This is a genomic window from Tenacibaculum insulae, assembly GCF_964512435.1.
In the GTDB taxonomy this organism is placed as follows: domain Bacteria; phylum Bacteroidota; class Bacteroidia; order Flavobacteriales; family Flavobacteriaceae; genus Polaribacter; species Polaribacter insulae_A.
The window spans coordinates 1,906,905-1,925,660 of the sequence record NZ_OZ208512.1 but is presented as its reverse complement, the minus strand read 5'-3'; the positions used below and the strand labels follow the sequence as shown (position 1 = coordinate 1,925,660).

Sequence of the window (18,756 nt, the reverse complement as noted above, 5' to 3'; positions counted from 1 at the left end):
AAAACTTGTACTAACTTAACAGAGTTAAGTTAGTACAAGATTAATATGTAATATTATGATGAAAAAAATTTTTACATTTTTAACTATATTTTCTTTAGCCTTCACTTTTACAAGCTGTGAAGACGAAATAGAAACTTCTAGTTTAAAATACATTTCGTTCAGTCAATCAACTGAAAAAGTACCTGTAGGTTATAACGAACAAAGTAATGTTGAATATAACTTTTTCTCAACAAAAACAACTTCTTCTAGTAGAGTTTTTAATGTTGAAATATTAGATACTAGTACTGCAGATACTCAATTCTATACAATTCCTAGTACTGTTACTATACCTGGAGGTAGTAATAAAGGAGTAATAACTGTTGAAGTTAATGATGGTGCTTGGTTAGACACAGATAAAACTGTTGATTTAAGATTAAGTAGTGAAGATGAATCTTACTATTTCGGAGAAACTTTAACTTTAAATATCTTTAGATCTTGTCCTTTTGATATCAATAATTTTGTAGGAACTTATGACGCATTAGAAGATGGTCAATACAACTACGAAGTTATAGTTGAAAAAGGTACACAACCAAATGAGTTAGTTTTAACTAATTTATATGATGTTGGTGGTACAACTAACATCATTTTAGATCTTTCTGATGAAGTAAAACCTAAAGTTTCTTTTGCTCCTTACGGACAAGGAGGTGTACTTTATGTTCACCCTACTTACGGTGACTTATACGCTGTTAACCCTTCAGTTTTTGCAGATTATGACGATTCTAAAGATACATCTGCTTTAAATTCTTGTGATTATTCTATTTCATTAGATTTTATTAGACAAGTAGATGCTGGAGTCTTTTCTACAATTATTAATGTAGTTATGACAAAGCAATAATATTAAAGTAGTATATTGTACTTTATAACCACCTCTTTTGAGGTGGTTTTTTTATACCATAAATTCTAGTACATTTGCAGCATGGAAGAAAACACTACTATTTTTGGTATTAGAGCAATAATTGAAGCAATAGAAAGTAATGCCTCAATTAACAAAGTATATTTACAAAAAGGACTTAGAGGAGACTTATTTTTTGAGTTAGATAAACTATTAAAAAAAAATAAAGTATCTACAAGTGTAGTGCCTACAGAGAAATTAGATAGATTATCTAAACACAGTAATCATCAAGGAGCGGTTGCTAAAATTTCTCCTGTAGCTTTTCATGATTTAGAAACCTTAATTGAAACTACTTTAAATTCTGATAAAACACCATTATTTTTATTATTAGATCAAGTATCTGATGTGCGTAATTTTGGAGCTATTATTAGAACTGCTGAATGTACTGGCGTTAACGGAATCATTATTCAAAAAAGCGGTAGTGCTCCTGTAAATGCTGAAACCATAAAAACCTCAGCTGGTGCTGCCTTTAAAATTCCTATTTGTAAAGTAGATCATATTAAAGATGCAATGTTTCAATTGCAAGCTGCTGATATAAAAATGGTTGCTGCTACTGAGAAAACAGAAGATTCTGTTTTTAATGTTGATTTTAATCAACCAATAGCCATTATAATGGGATCTGAACACAAAGGAGTTAGTACCTCTGTACTTAAAATGGTTGATTACAAAGCAAAACTACATTTATTAGGTGAAATAGAATCATTAAATGTTTCTGTTGCTTGTGGAGTATTTTTATATGAAACTTTAAGACAACGACAATAATATAAACTAAAAGTCCTGCTAATTAGCAGGACTTTTTTATTCTTCTTCTTTATAAATGTAATTACACTTTAACTCTGGTAAGTTTTCATCATCAATTATTTTTGGTGGAATATAATTTCCTTTTTCATCAAACATATCATCAAAATCTGTTTTAGAAAATTCGTATTTATTTTTTACGATTCCCTTATTTCGGTAAATTATCGCTAAAAATAAACCGACTATAAAACCAGATAAATGCCCTTCCCAAGACATCCCTTCTTTAATTGGTAAAACATACCAAATCATACTTCCGTACAGAAAAATTATAATTAATGATGCTGCAACTAACCGATAATGTCTTTTTATAATTCCGCTAAAAAAAACAAAACTAAAAAGTAAATATACTATTCCGCTAGCTCCTATATGATACGATTCACGAGCAATTATCCATGTTAAAATCCCTGTAAAAACACCACCATAAATAAATACTTTATAAGCTACCTTTTTATAAAAATAAAAAACACTTAATGACAGTACAAACAAAGGAACCGAATTGTTAAAAAGGTGATTTGTATCACTATGAATAAAAGGGCTAAAAAAAACACCTTTAAAACCACTAAAACTTCTTGGGAATACGCCAAACTTATTAAAGTTGAATCCAAAATAAATTTCTAACCAATACACAAACCAGATTAAAAAAATAAATAGAAATGGGAGCCTTAAAATTGTTGGCGAAAACTGTAAATGTTCACTTACTTTCATGCTTACAATGTAACAAAAACAAATCCAAATTTAATTTTCTGAACATCTGTCATAAATCTTTTCTATTTTTACAAAATGAATCAACCTTTGGCAGAAAGAATTCGTCCTCAAAATTTATCAGACTATATCAGTCAACAACATTTGGTAGGAGAAAATGGCATTTTAACCAATCACATAAAACAAGGTATAATTCCGTCATTAATTTTGTGGGGACCACCAGGAATCGGAAAAACAACCTTAGCAAACATTATTGCAAACGAATCTGGACGACCATTTTACACTCTAAGCGCTATAAGTTCAGGTGTAAAAGATGTACGTGAAGTAATTGAAAAAGCTAAAAAAAGTGGAGGTTTATTCACTCAAAAAAATCCAATTTTATTTATTGATGAAATCCATCGATTTAGTAAATCTCAGCAAGATTCATTATTAGGCGCTGTAGAAAAAGGTTGGGTAACCTTAGTAGGTGCAACAACCGAAAACCCTAGTTTTGAAGTTATACCTGCCCTACTCTCTCGTTGTCAGGTATATATTTTAAATTCTTTTGATAAAAATGATTTAATAGCGCTGTTACATAGAGCTATTGATAAAGATGAATTTATCTCTCAAAAAAAAATCAGTTTAAAGGAAACAGATGCTCTTTTACAAGTTTCTGGTGGTGATGCTAGAAAATTATTAAATATTTTTGAATTGTTAGTGGCTGCTGAAGATGTTATTGAAGTTACAAATGATTTAGTTTTATCTAAAATTCAAAAAAATACGGTTAGATATGATAAAACAGGCGAGCAACATTATGATATTGTTTCAGCATTTATAAAATCGATAAGAGGTAGTGACCCAAATGCCGCTGTATATTGGTTAGCAAGAATGATTGAAGGTGGTGAAGATGTTAAGTTTATTGCCAGACGAATGCTTATTTCAGCTTCAGAAGATATTGGTAATGCTAATCCAACGGCATTAATTATGGCTAATAATATGTTTCAAGCAGTGTCAGTTATTGGCTATCCAGAATCTAGAATTATATTAAGTCAATGTGCAGTTTACTTAGCTAATTCAGCAAAAAGTAATGCTTCTTATATGGCAATTGGTGAGGCTCAAAATTTAGTAAAAACTACAGGAGATTTATCAGTTCCTTTGCATTTAAGAAATGCACCTACCAAATTAATGAAAGATTTAGATTATGGTAAAGATTATCAATACTCGCATAATTATACTGGTAATTTTGTAAATCAAGAATTTTTACCTGACGAAATTAAAAACACTAAATTATACGAACCTGGTAATAATGCTCGTGAAAATCAATTTAGAGAATTATTAAAACAACGCTGGAAGGATAAATACAATTATTAAAAAAGAGAGCTTAATCGCTCTCTTTTATTTTATACGTTAAAATTTAACTTGATAATTTTCTACTTTTTTAACACCGCCATTATAGTATTCAGCAATCCAAATTTCGCCACTTTTATAAAAAATTCCGTTTTTATTTTCAATAATAAAAACATTTTTAATCCCAGTTTTTATTATTTTAAAAACAACTTCTGGTTTTGTATTTACAAGTTGATAACCATTAACAACTGTTTGCGCATATAAATTTAGTTTTGAATTATTTTTAAGAACTTTTAAAGGTTTTTTAACAATACTTTTAGGTGAGACTTCTTTAACTAAGTCTTTTTGAATTTTAACATTTACAACATCCTTTTTTTCAGGATTGTAATTGTAATTTAAGTTTTGAATTGATTTAAAAGATTTACGAATCACTTCGTGGTATGCTTTTTTATACTCTTTAAACTTGCTCTTACCTGTGATTGATGTAAAAATAACTTTATTATAACAATCTCGTAATTCAATAACTCCTTTAGTTGCCAATAAACTTGATTCTCTTTTTACTACTGCTGTTAATGCTAAACATCTATTAACTGCTAAGTCTGATGGTAATTTTTCATCAGCAAAAAAAGCTTTAAATCCATATTTATTAAATAAGAACTTAGTCAAGGAACTTGTTTGATACTGATCACTTTTTTGAACAAAATCAAATTTATTAGGTACAATGATGTATTTATAATTGTTAATGTTTTTTTGAGAAAAAACTGACGCTGTTAAAAACAACAAAACACAAAATATTTTTTTCATTTTTTTTATTTAATATATATTTCAGCAATATCGCTAATAATAAAATAGACTACAAGTAATCTTTTAATTGACTTAAATTATTTATATTTAAAATCCCTGAATTGTTTTTAACTTCTGGTGTAAAATGAATGGCTAACATTCCTGAATTTAAAGCTCCTAAAACATCTGCCTCATAACTATCTCCAATCATTATAGAGCTTTGTGCGGTTGCCTTGGCTTTTAATAATGCAAACTCAAAAACTTTTGGATTTGGTTTTTTTACTCCTACACTTTCTGATGTTATAATTTCTTTAAAATATTGATCAATTCCTGATTTTTGTAATTTTAAATTTTGAACCTCTTCAAACCCATTTGTAATTATATGTAATTCGTATTTTGTATTTAAATACTCTAAAATTTCAATTGTTCCGTCAAATAAATGATTGTGATTAGGAAGATAATTGATATAATCTTCAGAAATTTTATGAATTAAAGCATCCGATATTTTATAATTTAAAGCATCAAAAACATCTTTTAATCTGTTAAACCTTAATTTTGACTTCGAGATTTTATCTTCGCGGTATAATTTCCAATAAGCTAAATTTACAGGCATATAAACCTCTAAAAAATCACTTATCGCTAATGGAATATTTTGCTCTTTAAAAATTTGTTGAAATGTTAATTTTGAATTTCTATCAAAATCCCAAAGAGTATGATCTAAATCAAAAAAAATATGTGTTACATTCATAAAATTTATTATCTTTTTTTAGTTGCTTCTTACAATTTTTAACATCGAACTATAAACCCGCTTCCACCCTTTCCATCGTTGGTAATTACTTAAACTTTCGTTATGAAAAACGGTTATAAACACTCCATTTACTGCTTTAACCTCGTTTTTTAAATCTCTTATTTTTCCTAGAGATTGTTTGGGAGTTAATTTCATATAATCATTTAAAGTAGTGTCTATTAATGCAAAAGGAAACACTTTTAAGGGTGTTTGAATCTCAAAATCTAAGTCGTAAAAATAAAAAGGCGCACAGGTTCCTGCTCTAAAGCCAACATGACTTGCATACCCCATAGAATAATCTTCTGTAATTTCTAAATCTATTAAATTATGATAGGTTTCTGGTAACGAAAAACGTAAATAATGCTGACGAGAGCGTTTTATAGGCATATTTATGATATCCTCTAATCGTTCTTTTTCCTTTTTTAATAAATTTTCATTTTTCATGGTATAATACGACGGATGCAAACCTACACGAGCATAATCTACCATGTCTTTTATCAATAATTTAAACTTTCTTTTTGACGCCGAAACATTGGTATCAAAAGTTGTATAATCCCCTATTAAAAAGAAAAAAATAGTTCTTATCTCATATATTTTTTTTAGTTCTATTATCGAATTAAAAGTGTTAAACGGATCGCTTTTTATATTAAACAATACCGCAAACCGATCCCAAATGGTAATTAATTTAAATTGAGATAAATCCTTTAAAAATCCGCCAATTGTTCTTGCAAAACTTTTGTATTTATAGGCAAAAGCATTGTCTACATCAATCGTAGATATATATTGATATTTTCTTGTTGAATGTTCAAAATCTGGGAATTTAACTTTTAAACTCTTTAAAAATTTATATGCCCAAATGTCTATTACAGGTTTTTCTAAAAAATTATGTTTAAACGCAATACTTTCTGTTGCACAAAAACGTTCATGATTATCTTTTACATGCGGCGCATATTCTTCATACCTTGCTATTAAATAAAAGCTTGCTGCAAAAATATCAAATGGAATTGCTGATTGTTCATCTGTTGAAAAAAAACAAGGAATAGCATCCCATGCTTTAACATTTATTTCTAAATCTTTAATTCCTTGTTGAAATAACAACTCGTTGCTTTTAACAAAAAACTCTTTTCCTAAAGCAACATTGGTATATGAAAACTTAGGACCATTATACGCCACAAACTCTTCTACTTTACCTGTAAAATTAATCGGAATTTGTAATATACGTGTAAAAATATGCTTAAAAATATAGCGAACACGAGGTGTTATTTTATGTGTGTAAATAAGTATCATAGCCATTAACTAGAATCGTAAAACACAAACGACTATAATATTCCTTCGTCTGCAAAGCTAAAATACGTTTTTTCGGTTATTATTAAATGATCTAATAATTTTATATCTAAAGTTATACCCGCTTCTTTTATTTTATTAGTTAATTGAATGTCTGATTTACTTGGCGCTAATTTTCCTGACGGATGATTATGTGCTACAATAATCCCTACTGCCGATAGTTTTAAAGCCTTTTTATACAACAATCTTATATCAACCAATGTAGCTGTAAAGCCGCCTTTACTTAACTGATGGTTCGCTAAAACTTTGTTTGAATTATTTAAATATAACACCCAAAATTCTTCGTGTTCTAAATCTTCTAAAAAAGGAGTAAATATAGTAGCAGCATCTAACGAACTTTTTATTTTTATAATAGTGTCACCTTCTTCAAACTGTTTTCTTTTCCCTAATTCTAAAGCCGTAATTATAGATATTGCTTTCGCTTCGCCTATTCCTTTAAACCTCATTAACTCTTCAATAGATAATTTAGCCAATGCATTTAAGTCGTTATTTACCGATATTAATATCTTTTTTGATAACGATACAGCACTTTCTTCTCTACTACCAGAACCGATAAGAATGGCGACTAATTCGGCATCAGATAACGCCGATTTTCCTTTTAACATCAGTTTTTCACGCGGTCTATCATCCAACGCCCATGATTTAATAGATATCTTTTTCATCGCTTATTATATCAAAATAACACATAAATATAATTCATTTTTTGCACAACCCAAAGATGCACAGTATCTTTGCTTCCTATCATTTTTTAATTTCAACCATGAAAATTATTATAGCCGGGGCTGGAGATGTAGGTTTTCATTTGGCTAAACTCCTTTCTTACGAATCACAAGATACTTATGTGATTGATTTTGATGGCGAAAAGCTAAATTATATCAACAATCATTTAGATGTTATTACTAAAAAAGGTGATGCAACCTCTATTAAATTATTAAAAGAAATTGGTATCGGTTCAGCTGACTTGTTACTAGCTGTTACCGAAAGTCAAAACACTAATTTTACAATAGCCGTTGTAGGAAAAGCACTTGGAGTTAAAAAAACAATCGCCAGAATTAACAACCCTGAATTTGTTAAAAACGATAGTATTAATTTTAAAAATTATGGTGTTGATTTTATGATTTCTCCTGAAGCTTTAGCTGCCGAAGAAATTAAATTATTACTAAATCAATCTTCTTTTAATGATACTGTTGCTTTTGAAAACGGTGTTTTTAATATCATGGGAACAACCCTTGGTTACAAATCACCTATATTAGATTTAACCGTTAAAGAAGCTAAAGAAAAGTTTAGCTTGGTTGATTTTATTACCATCGCGATAAAACGTGAAGGAATTGCGCAAACTATCATCCCCCGTGGGGATACTACCTATAAAATGAACGATCAAGTTTATTTTTCAGTACCCAATTATAGCATCTCTAAATTATATCCAATTGTTGGTAAAGAGCAAATAGATATTAAAAATGTGATGATTTTGGGCGGAAGTAGTATTGGACGAAAAACTGCCCGAAGCCTTTGCAAAGATAATTTTAATGTAAAACTAATTGAGCGCAAAAAAGAAAAAGCGTTAAACCTTGCTGAAGACCTGATGGACACCTTGTTAATTCATGGTGATGGCCGTAATATAGAACTCTTAGAAGAAGAAAGTATTAGAGAAATGGATGCCTTTATTGCTGTAACTGGCGATTCTGAAACAAACATTATGTCTTGTTTGGTAGCAAAATCTAAAGGAGTAAAAAAAACAGTTGCCTTGGTTGAAAACATGGATTACATCAACATTTCACAAACCATAGGTATTGATACGCTTATCAATAAAAAACTAATTGCTGCTAGTAATATTTTTCGCCACATACGTAAAGGAGAAATTTTGGCGCTAGCTAATTTACATAATATTGACGCTGAAGTTTTTGAATTCGAGGTGCAAGAAAATGCTAAAGTAACTCACAAACCAATTAAAGAATTACGTTTTCCTAGAGAAGCAGTTTTCGGTGGTGTTATTAGAGATGGGAAACCACACATGTCTTTCGGAAATTTTCAATTACAAAGTGGTGATAAAGCAATCGTGTTTTGTTTACCAGAAGCAATATCAGTTGTAGAAGAATTATTTAACTAATGGAAAACCTAAATCTAAAGTTAATTTATCGTTTTTTAGGAATAACAGCCATTCTTAACGGATTATTTATGTGGCTTTCACTTCCTTTTAGTTTTTATTATAACGAAAATTCTAAATGGGGAATTTTAAACGCTGGTATTATCACTATTGCTATAGGTTTAATTCTTTACTTTTTTAACAAACCTGACACTAAAAAAATTCAAAAAAAAGAAGGGTATCTTATTGTTACCTTCGGATGGTTGATTTTAACCTTAACAGGAATGCTTCCTTATATATTATCAGGTAGTATTCCGTCAATTACCAACGCTTTTTTTGAAACTATTTCAGGATATTCTACAACCGGATCTTCAATATTAACAGACATCGAAGCAATGCCAAAAGGGATTCTTTTTTGGCGTAGTGCAACCCATTGGATTGGTGGAATGGGGATAATTGTACTTACCATTGCAATATTGCCTCTATTAGGTATTGGAGGTATGCAGTTGTTTATGGCCGAAGCGCCCGGGCCATCCGCAGATAAATTACACCCACGTATTACTGATACCGCAAAACGACTTTGGCAAATATATGTATTACTTACCGCTGTTGAATTGTTATTATTAAAAGTAGCCGGTATGAACTGGTTTGATGCCCTTAATCATGCCATGGCAACAGTAAGTACAGGTGGTTTTTCAACTAAAAATGCAAGTGTAGCACATTGGAACGGAACACCAATGATACAATACATTATTATATTTTTTATGTTTATAGCGGGTACTAACTTTGTTCTTACTTATTTTGCATTAAAAGGAAAAGTTAGAAAAGTAATTCAGAGTGAGGAATTTAAATATTATTTATTCGGAACCTTAACTATATCATTCTTTATAGCAGTTATGATTATTTTTTATCAAGATCCTGCATTACAAACTACCATTGAACACCCAATGGTTTTTGGAAAAGTTGAAAGTGCCATACGCCATTCACTTTTTTCAGTAATTTCAGTAGTTACAACAACCGGATTTGTAAGTGCCGATTTTACCATGTGGAGTTTTTTGGTTACCGCCATGTTTTTTTCTTTATTTTTCTTAGGTGGTTCTGCCGGTTCTACCTCTGGAGGTGTGAAAATTGTAAGGCATATTGTAATGCTTAAAAGTAGTTTTTTAGAATTTAAAAAATCATTGCATCCAAATGCAATAATACCAGTTCGTTATGACGGAAAAGCGGTAAAACAAACTATTGTTTTTAACATACTTTCGTTCTTTGTTTTGTATATGGGTATTTTTATTACAGGTACTATTATTTTATCTTTCTTCGGGTTAGATTTTTATTCTGCCTTAGGTGCGTGTGCTTCTTCTTTAGGAAATATTGGCCCTGCAATTGGTAGCGTTAGCCCTGTTAGTAATTTTAATCATTTATCTATCGCAGCCAAATGGTTTTGCTCATTTTTAATGCTGATAGGAAGATTAGAGCTTTTTACTGTATTAATTTTATTTACTCCTTTTTTTTGGCGTAAAAATTAATGTTTTACAAAGAATAGCACCTTTATACCTTTTTTAACCTCTTTTATACTTTTAACTTATACGCTCAAGGTTTTTTTTTACAACCTCACATTATCTATTGTTAAATTTGGTTACTATAAACTAACTAAACTTTACTAAAGATGAAACTAAAAATCAAATTAACAGCATTACTTTTCATTTGTTTATTATCAATATCAAATATTTCTGCACAACAAGATGGCTTTATAGGAGAGATTAAAATGTTTGGTGGAACATTTGCACCAAGAGGCTGGGCTTTTTGCGATGGACAATTATTAGCTATTAGCTCTAATACAGCGTTATTTTCTATACTAGGCTGTCAGTATGGCGGGGACTGTAGAACAACTTTTGCTTTACCAGATTTTCGTGGTAGAGTTGCCATAAGTGCAGGGCATGGACCAGGTTTACAAAATTATCCTCAAGCATCAAAAGGTGGAGCAGAATTTAGAACGTTAACAGTTGCTCAAATGCCACAACATAATCATACTTTATCCCTATCTGGCTTAACGGGTGCAGTTAACATCCCTGTAAATACAGAAGTTGGTGATGAAGATGCATCAAATCCTGGCGCTGGAGTATTAGCTAATAATGCTGGAGATCGTTTTGCTTCTGAAGCTACTCCAAATGCTAAGTATGGGGGGCAAACTATTCCTGTAACAGTTGGAGGAAATGGAACAGTTGGACTGAATGGAGGTAATCAATCTTTTGATAACAGACAACCATTTACTACTGTTAGATATATTATATGTTTACAAGGTCAATTTCCTTCTAGAAGTTAAAATTAAAAATTTATTATCATTCACCTTTCTAATACGAAAGGTGAATTTTATTTATAAATCACTATCTTTATGCTAATTACAAAACAACAACTACAATTATGGAAAAAAAAATTACCTTAAATACCAAAATTTTTAGTTTTCTATTTATTTTTTTAGGAATTCTAAATACCATTAGTCAAAATGATAATGGTCAAATTGATGCCCCAGGTGACATTGCCTTTGTAGCCTATCACGATGATGATGATGGTTTTTCTTTTATTTTATTAGATGACTGTCCTAATAACACCTCAATACGCTTTACAGACGAAGAATGGAATGGAACCGCTTTCGTTAGTCCAACTGGTGAAGGAGAAGTTTTATGGACAAATAACACTGGTAATACAATTACAAAAGGAAACATTATAAATATTACAGATGCTGATGATAATAGCGGAGGAATAACTGCTAGTTCAGGAACAGCTTCTGAATCTGACACTGGTTTTACGACTTCAAATATAGATGAGCTTTTTGCATTTACAGGAACTAGAGCCGCTCCTGGAACTTTTCTTGCTTTTATTGGTGACATAAACGGTAATTCATTAGCCAACACAGGATTAACAGATGGAGTTACTGCCAACATAATTACCCAAGAAGGATATTATAATGGATCAACTATTTGTAATGGAAGCTTAGCGGATTGTGCTGCTCTAATTAATACTTCATCTTCAAATTGGTCTTTTGGAGGATATTCTTTCCCTACAACTGTTCCTAGCTCATTCAGTGGCTCTACCTTTAACGGTGGTACACCAACTGTAAGTAGTGTTAGTTCTTCTAGTGCAAACGGAACATATAAAGTAGGTGATGTTATCGCGATTATTGTTAATTTTAGCGAAAATGTTACAGTAACAGGAACTCCACAAATTACTTTAGAGACTGGTGTTACAGACCGTACCATTAACTATACTTCTGGAAGTGGTACAGACGTACTAACATTTAATTATACAGTACAAGTTGGTGATATAAGTGCTGATTTAGACTATATATCTACAGGTGCTATATTATTCAACGGAGGAACAATTCAAAACGGTTCTGGTACTAATGCTGATATAACATTGGCTACACCTGGTGCTGCAAATTCTTTAGGGGCAAATAAAGCTATTGTTGTTGATGGTAAAGCACCAACAATAACTTCTGTATCTATTCCTAATACTTCTACTAAAGTTGGTGATGCAATTACAGTAACTATTACTGCTAGTGAAACTGGACTTTTATTAAATGCTGGATTTATTAACGGAGTAACTGTATCTGGACTTACTGATAATGGAGGTGGTAATTATACCACTACTTATACAATAGTAGAAGGAAATACTGATAGAGCTGCTGGAGACGATATTCCAGTAAGCTTTACTTTAACAGACGCTGCTGGTAATAACTCTGATGCTTTCACTACAGCTATTAGTCAAAACGCAGATGCTATTGATGCGAATAGCCCAACAATAACTTCTGTATCTATTCCTAATACTTCTACTAAAGTTGGTGATGCAATTACAGTAACTATTACTGCTAGTGAAACTGGACTTTTATTAAATGCTGGATTTATTAACGGAGTAACTGTATCTGGACTTACTGATAATGGAGGTGGTAATTATACCACTACTTATACAATAGTAGAAGGAAATACTGATAGAGCTGCTGGAGACGATATTCCAGTAAGCTTTACTTTAACAGACGTTGCTGGTAATAACTCTGATGTTTTCACTACAGCTATTAGTCAAAACGCAGATGCTATTGATGCGAATAGCCCAACAATAACTTCTGTATCTATTCCTAATACTTCTACTAAAGTTGGTGATGCAATTACAGTAACTATTACTGCTAGTGAAACTGGACTTTTATTAAATGCTGGATTTATTAACGGAGTAACTGTATCTGGACTTACTGATAATGGAGGTGGTAATTATACCACTACTTATACAATAGTAGAAGGAAATACTGATAGAGCTGCTGGAGACGATATTCCAGTAAGCTTTACTTTAACAGACGCTGCTGGTAATAACTCTGATGCTTTCACTACAGCTATTAGTCAAAACGCAGATGCTATTGATGCGAATAGCCCAACTGTCGTTAATGTTAACGTACCTGTAAATGCAACTTATACTGTGGGACAAAACTTAGATTTCACTGTTAATTTTAATGAAAATATAATAGTAAACACTGTAAGTGGAACTCCAGAAATAGCTATTAATATTGGTAGCACCTTGCGTCAAGCTGCATATATTAGCGGATCAGGAACTAGCTCTTTATTATTTAGATACACTGTTATAATTAGTGATTTAGACACTGATGGTATCGCCATAGGCTCTTTAGCTAATAATATGGGAACATTAAAAGATACCTCTGGAAATGATGCTAATTTAACCTTAAATAGTGTCGGTAGTACTACAGGTGTTTTAGTAGGTAACCCTACAATTACCTGGACAGGTACTACAAATAACAACTGGACAACAGCAGGGAATTGGAACACGAACACTACTCCTACTAATTCAGCTAATGTAATTATTCCTTCTGGGGTAACTAATTACCCTACCGTATCTTCTGCCGTTACTGTAAACTCAATAAATATTGTATCTGGAGCATCTTTAATTGCCAACGCAACGGTAAATGCTCCTGTAACATATAACAGAAATTTACCAACTACAAATTGGTATTTAGTAGCTCCTCCTGTTAATAATGAAACTACACAAGATATAATTGCAAATCATACTTTTGCAACAGGTAGTGGTGCTAATATTGGTATTGGTGCTTATAATAATGATCACGCTACCAATACTTGGAATTATTTAAACATAAGTAGCACTGGACCTGTAATATCAGGAACAGGAGCATCAATGAAACTAGATGCTCCTGGCGATGTTTCTATTACTGGAAATATCAATGTCACAAATGTAGCCATCCCTGTTTCTATGGGAAGTAGAGATAATTTCAATCTAATAGGAAACCCATTTACATCTTATATAAACTCAGCAGTTTTAGCCGGAGATAATTCTGTTATTGAAAATGGTACTTTTTGGTTATGGGATGGTTCTCAATATCAAACATATAATAACGCCTCTCCTATTAATATTGCTCCTGCACAAGGCTTTTTTGTTGAAGCTAACACTAATACTAATGTTATTTTTTCTACCGCTAATCAAAGTCATCAAAGTTCAGATACTTTTATGAGACAGGCTCCTAACCCATCTTTTGAATTATTTTTAGAAAATGATGTAAGTAAAAAGTCGACCAAAGTGTTTTATGTAGCTAACAAAACTGCCGGTTTTGATAAGGGATATGATTCTAAAATGTTTGGTGGTGTAACGTATGATTTAGCTGTATTTACACAATTATTAAAAGATAATGATGGAAGAAAACTAGCTATTCAAACATTACCAAGTTCTGATATTGAAACAATGGTAATCCCAGTAGGTGTTATTGCAAAAGCAGATAAAGAAATTACATTCTCTACAAAAACACAAAACCTACCTAATAATATTAATGTTTTTTTAGAGGATAGAATTAATAAAACCTTTGTAAATATTTCTGATAAAAACCACACTACAATTTTAACCAACGAAGCCAAAGGTACTGGTCAATTCTACATTCATACGAGTGCTAAAAACTTAGATGATATCCAAATTAAGCAAGGTTTACAAGATGTAAGCATTTACAAATCTATTAATAATAGCCTAACTATAACAGGCTTATATGCTGATAACGCTTCATTAAATATATTTTCCGTTTTGGGTAGTAAAATTTTTAGCTCACAATTTAAATCAACAGGTAGTAAAACTATACAATTACCAAAAACTGCCAAAGGAATTTATATTATTGAGCTAACCACTGAATTAGGGAAAATCAACAAGAAAATTATTTTAGAATAATAAAATAGCATTATGAAAAATCAAGATAAAAAAAACAGTCAAGATATCTCTAGAAAAGAAGCTCTTAAAAAAATAGGAGGCTATGGTAAATATGCTGCGCTAACTGCCTTGGGAACCTATATGATTTTAAGTCCACAAAAAGCACAAGCTCAGAGTCCTGATCGTCCTGGTGGAGGATTTTAATCTTCTTTAAATTTTAAACAATAAAACCTCGATATAATCGAGGTTTTTGTATTTTTATAACCTATGATTTTACATAAAAAAATTGAAGATAAAGCTATCTTATGGCTTCAACACAATAACCAATACTTGGTTTTAGAACCTATTGTTGCAGATATAGTGGCTCTTTTAAACAATGATGTTTCTAAAAAAGAAATTATAACTATTTTAGAAGATAAAATAGATGTTAATCATCAAGAATTATCTGAATTTATTGATGAAATTTCACAATTACTTACCTCTTCTTTAAAAGATACCGATAAAAAAATAATAATTGAAACCCCTAAATGTTTCGAATACAATTTTTACTACAAAATAAATAATATCATTATAAAAGTATGTTATGTATCTGATTATGAAAAATATTTGGTGCATCCAAAATTTGCACATTTAGAAGTAAAGACAACGCAAAAACCAACATATACTTATAAGGTATATAGCAACAATAAATACATTTCATTTTCTATAAATAATCAAATTATTGATACATGGCTGCTAGATGAAGTTCATTATTTCCAAGGAAAATTTTCTATGAAAATAGTAGAGCACATTCACAAAAAAAACGAAGACGAGTGGTTAGGTGTTTTTCATGCTTCTGCCATAAGTAATGGTGAATCTTCGATGCTTTTTTTAGGCGATTCTGGTAATGGAAAAAGTACTTCGTTAGCTTTATTACAAAAAAATGATTTTACCTGTTTAGCTGATGACTTTGTACCTATTGATGCAAAAAATCAACATATTTATAGCTTTCCTTCTGCTATTTCAATTAAAAAAAACAGTTTAGAAACCTTACTTCCTATTTATCCTGAATTAAAAACTTCAGCAGAATATCATTTTAAAAGACTTAATAAAATTGTACGTTATTTAATACCTAATAACACAAATTACAAGCAGCATTTACCATGTAAAGCTTTGGTTTTTATTAAATATAAAAAGGATAGTGATTTACATATTTCTAAAATTTCCAACATTAAAGCTTTTGAGCAATTGGTTCCTGATTCTTGGTTATCTCCTCTTCAAAAAAATGCAGAGAAATTTTTAGAATGGTTTGAAAAACTTCCTTGTTATCAACTAACCTATTCTAATAATCAAAAAATGATTACTACCGTTCACCAAATTTTCAATAATGAATTATAAAGAAACGCTTTTTTTTATCGGAAAATGCTTAACAATTACACACGAAAAAAGTAATCGTACTTTAATTGAACAAGAGTTAAAATCTAACAATATAAACTGGAACAATATTGTTAAAGTTAGTACTGCTCATTATGTTTTCCCGGCTTTATATTGCAATTTAAAACGTGCTGATTTTTTACATTTTTTACCTGATGAATTGGTTAGCTATATGCAACATATAACAAATCTAAACAGAGAGCGTAATCAACAAATTATAAATGAAGCCAAAGAAATAAACGAATTATTATTAAAAAATAATATTACTCCTGTTTTTTTAAAAGGAACTGGTAATTTACTTGATAATTTATACGAAGATATTGCAGAACGTATGTTAGGCGATATTGATTTTCTAGTATCAGATTCAGACTTTAAAAAAACAATATCAGTTTTAACGGAAAAAAAGTATTTTAAAAAAAACACACTAGTTGATGCCAGTGCCTTTCACAGGCATTACCCTAAAATAACTAAAAAAGGAAAAATAGCTGCAGTAGAAATTCATTATAAAATGGTTAGTGATCAAAAAAAATTTAACTATAATTATGTAAAAGATTCTTTTAAAAAACTTTCTAACAACACAACTGTACTTTCATCTGAAAATCAATTATTAATGACTTGTTTTAACAAACAAATTAATGATAAAGGGCAGTGGACAAAAAATATTTCTTTAAGAAATTCTTACGATCTATACTTACAATCTAAACATGCATCTGCTAAAACAGTTTTACATAACTTTAAATATTACAAATCGTATTTTAACAACTTTATTGCTAGTACAAATTTAATTTTTAATCACCCTAAATCTTTAGAATATATAGCAACATCAAAAACTAAACGGTTTATAAAAATGCAATTATTACTTATTAAAAAACCTAAACTATATAATTTTTATCAAAATTTATGGGAGTTTTATTTTTTATATACTCATCGTTTATCAGTGGTTATAAAAGCTATTTATAAAAAAGATTATAGAATATTTTTATTGAAAAGGTTATTTAGTTAATGCTTTAACCTCATCAAAATTCAATCCACCATAATTACCAGAACTCATTAGTAACAAAGCTGTGTTTTCTAAATTCTGATTAAACAAAAACTCTTTAAATTCTTGTGGGTTTGTATAAATTATTAAATCTTCTCTTTGAAAAGCATCCGCTATTTGTTGTGTTGTAACCTCTTTAAGCTGCTTTATTTTTACTGCATTTGGCGAATAAAAAACTACCGCTTTATCAGCTTTTTCTAAAGCTCCTTTATATTCTTTTAAAAATTCGGCATTTAAGCTGGAATATGTATGCAACTCTAAACAAGCTAAAACAGTTCGGTTTTTATATTGATTTTTTACCGCATTTGTAGTTGCTTTTACTTTACTAGGACTGTGTGCAAAATCTTTAAAAACTACTGTCGATTTATTTTCTGTAATTTTTTCTAATCGTTTACTTGCTCCTTTAAAACTAGCAATTGCCTCGTAAAAATCATCTTCATCAATTCCCATATGTTGGCAAATCCATTTTGCACCAGCTAGATTTTGTAAATTATGATCTCCAAAAATTTCTAAAGGTAAATCTCCATCTGGAGTATCTAAAAACGTTGTTCCATTATCAATAAAATAATTTGGTGTTTTGTAGGGATACTTTTTTATTGGATGATTAGAGCTTTCAATAACTTCTTTTAAAACAACATCTTCTTCATTATATACCATTATGCCGCCGTTGGTAAGCGAATCTGTAAAGATTTTAAACTGATCTACATAATTTTCGAAAGTTGGAAACACATTGATATGATCCCACGCAATTCCACTTAACAATGCAATACTTGGCTTGTATAAATGAAATTTCGGACGCATATCTATCGGAGAACTTAAATATTCATCGCCTTCTAAAACAATAAATTCATTTTCTTCAGTTAAATGCACCATCGTATCAAAACCATCTAACTGCGCTCCTACCATATAATCTACTTCTCTATCATGATAATTTAATACATGTAAAATCATAGAAGTTATCGTAGTTTTACCGTGAGAACCACCAATAACCACACGGGTTTTATCTTTAGATTGCTCGTACAAAAACTCTGGATACGAATAAATTTTCACACCTAGTTCTTGTGCTTTTAATAACTCAACATTATCTTTTTTGGCATGCATTCCTAAAACAATAGCATCTAAATTTGCAGTAATTTTTTCTGGAAACCAACCAAATTCTGCCGGTAATAACCCTCGTTTTTCTAAACGCGATTTAGACGGATCGTGAATTGTATCGTCACTTCCTGTTATTTGGTATCCTTTTTGGTGTAAAGCAATTGCTAGGTTGTGCATTGCGCTTCCGCCGATGGCTATAAAATGAATTCTCATGTTTTAGTTTTCTCTAATATGAAAGTCAAAAATACAAAACCAAG

16 protein-coding genes are annotated in these 18,756 nt (G+C 30.5%); 10 read left to right on the top strand and 6 right to left on the bottom strand.

Annotated features, from left to right (window positions below):
• Window positions 1-55 precede the first annotated feature (55 nt).
• Together ACN5J5_RS08895 and rlmB are read left to right on the top strand one after the other, a co-directional pair.
• Entirely contained in the window at window positions 56-874 is an 819-nt protein-coding gene (locus ACN5J5_RS08895; RefSeq protein WP_418644570.1) for a hypothetical protein, read from the top strand.
• A gap of 81 nt (window positions 875-955) precedes the next feature.
• Entirely contained in the window at window positions 956-1,693 is a 738-nt protein-coding gene (gene rlmB, locus ACN5J5_RS08890; protein ID WP_418644569.1) for a 23S rRNA (guanosine(2251)-2'-O)-methyltransferase RlmB, read from the top strand.
• A gap of 36 nt (window positions 1,694-1,729) precedes the next feature.
• Here rlmB and ACN5J5_RS08885 read toward each other — a convergent pair whose 3' ends face one another.
• Complete coding sequence (locus tag ACN5J5_RS08885) at window positions 1,730-2,434, bottom strand: rhomboid family intramembrane serine protease (protein WP_418644568.1); 705 nt, start codon at window positions 2,432-2,434, stop codon at window positions 1,730-1,732.
• A 75-nt stretch (window positions 2,435-2,509) separates the two neighbouring features.
• Between ACN5J5_RS08885 and ACN5J5_RS08880 the strand changes: the two genes are divergently transcribed.
• The gene (locus ACN5J5_RS08880; protein WP_418644567.1) at window positions 2,510-3,781 is read left to right on the top strand and encodes a replication-associated recombination protein A; all 1,272 of its coding nucleotides are present in this window, start codon (window positions 2,510-2,512) and stop codon (window positions 3,779-3,781) included.
• Between the two features lie 36 nt (window positions 3,782-3,817).
• Here the strand turns inward: ACN5J5_RS08880 and ACN5J5_RS08875 are convergent, their stop codons facing one another.
• From ACN5J5_RS08875 to radC, 4 genes are read right to left on the bottom strand one after another with little or no spacing between them, the layout of a single operon-like run.
• The gene (locus tag ACN5J5_RS08875) at window positions 3,818-4,561 is read right to left on the bottom strand and encodes a hypothetical protein (protein ID WP_418644566.1); all 744 of its coding nucleotides are present in this window, start codon (window positions 4,559-4,561) and stop codon (window positions 3,818-3,820) included.
• A gap of 49 nt (window positions 4,562-4,610) precedes the next feature.
• Entirely contained in the window at window positions 4,611-5,288 is a 678-nt protein-coding gene (locus tag ACN5J5_RS08870; RefSeq protein WP_418644565.1) for a YjjG family noncanonical pyrimidine nucleotidase, read from the bottom strand.
• Window positions 5,289-5,306: 18 nt separating this feature from the next.
• Complete coding sequence (locus ACN5J5_RS08865; protein WP_418644564.1) at window positions 5,307-6,620, bottom strand: polysaccharide deacetylase family protein; 1,314 nt, start codon at window positions 6,618-6,620, stop codon at window positions 5,307-5,309.
• Between the two features lie 26 nt (window positions 6,621-6,646).
• The gene (radC, locus tag ACN5J5_RS08860) at window positions 6,647-7,333 is read right to left on the bottom strand and encodes a RadC family protein (protein ID WP_418644563.1); all 687 of its coding nucleotides are present in this window, start codon (window positions 7,331-7,333) and stop codon (window positions 6,647-6,649) included.
• A 98-nt stretch (window positions 7,334-7,431) separates the two neighbouring features.
• Here radC and trkA point away from each other — a divergent pair, with 98 nt between their 5' ends.
• The 7 genes from trkA (at window position 7,432) to ACN5J5_RS08825 (ending at window position 17,368) form a co-directional block, all read left to right on the top strand.
• Window positions 7,432-8,778 (top strand): Trk system potassium transporter TrkA, encoded by a 1,347-nt coding sequence (gene trkA, locus ACN5J5_RS08855; protein ID WP_303528519.1) that lies wholly within the window; start codon window positions 7,432-7,434, stop codon window positions 8,776-8,778.
• Window positions 8,778-10,277 carry a TrkH family potassium uptake protein gene (locus tag ACN5J5_RS08850; protein ID WP_418644562.1) on the top strand — a complete coding sequence of 500 codons (1,500 nt, stop codon included), beginning with the start codon at window positions 8,778-8,780 and terminating at the stop codon, window positions 10,275-10,277. The genes trkA and ACN5J5_RS08850 overlap by 1 nt, the downstream gene beginning before the upstream one ends.
• A 140-nt stretch (window positions 10,278-10,417) precedes the next feature.
• Window positions 10,418-11,074, top strand: a complete 657-nt coding sequence (locus ACN5J5_RS08845) for a phage tail protein (RefSeq protein WP_418644561.1) — start codon at window positions 10,418-10,420, stop codon at window positions 11,072-11,074.
• Window positions 11,075-11,172: 98 nt separating this feature from the next.
• Window positions 11,173-14,973 carry a T9SS type A sorting domain-containing protein gene (locus ACN5J5_RS08840; RefSeq protein WP_418644560.1) on the top strand — a complete coding sequence of 1,267 codons (3,801 nt, stop codon included), beginning with the start codon at window positions 11,173-11,175 and terminating at the stop codon, window positions 14,971-14,973.
• Window positions 14,974-14,985: 12 nt separating this feature from the next.
• The gene (locus ACN5J5_RS08835) at window positions 14,986-15,156 is read left to right on the top strand and encodes a hypothetical protein (protein ID WP_418644559.1); all 171 of its coding nucleotides are present in this window, start codon (window positions 14,986-14,988) and stop codon (window positions 15,154-15,156) included.
• Window positions 15,157-15,219: 63 nt separating this feature from the next.
• Window positions 15,220-16,329 carry a hypothetical protein gene (locus tag ACN5J5_RS08830; protein ID WP_418644558.1) on the top strand — a complete coding sequence of 370 codons (1,110 nt, stop codon included), beginning with the start codon at window positions 15,220-15,222 and terminating at the stop codon, window positions 16,327-16,329.
• Window positions 16,319-17,368 carry a nucleotidyltransferase family protein gene (locus ACN5J5_RS08825; RefSeq protein ID WP_418644557.1) on the top strand — a complete coding sequence of 350 codons (1,050 nt, stop codon included), beginning with the start codon at window positions 16,319-16,321 and terminating at the stop codon, window positions 17,366-17,368. The genes ACN5J5_RS08830 and ACN5J5_RS08825 overlap by 11 nt, the downstream gene beginning before the upstream one ends.
• Here ACN5J5_RS08825 and ACN5J5_RS08820 read toward each other — a convergent pair.
• On the bottom strand, window positions 17,357-18,712 hold the full coding sequence (locus ACN5J5_RS08820) for a UDP-N-acetylmuramate--L-alanine ligase (RefSeq protein WP_418644556.1): 1,356 nt from the start codon (window positions 18,710-18,712) through the stop codon (window positions 17,357-17,359). The genes ACN5J5_RS08825 and ACN5J5_RS08820 overlap by 12 nt on opposite strands.
• Window positions 18,713-18,756: the final 44 nt, after the last annotated feature.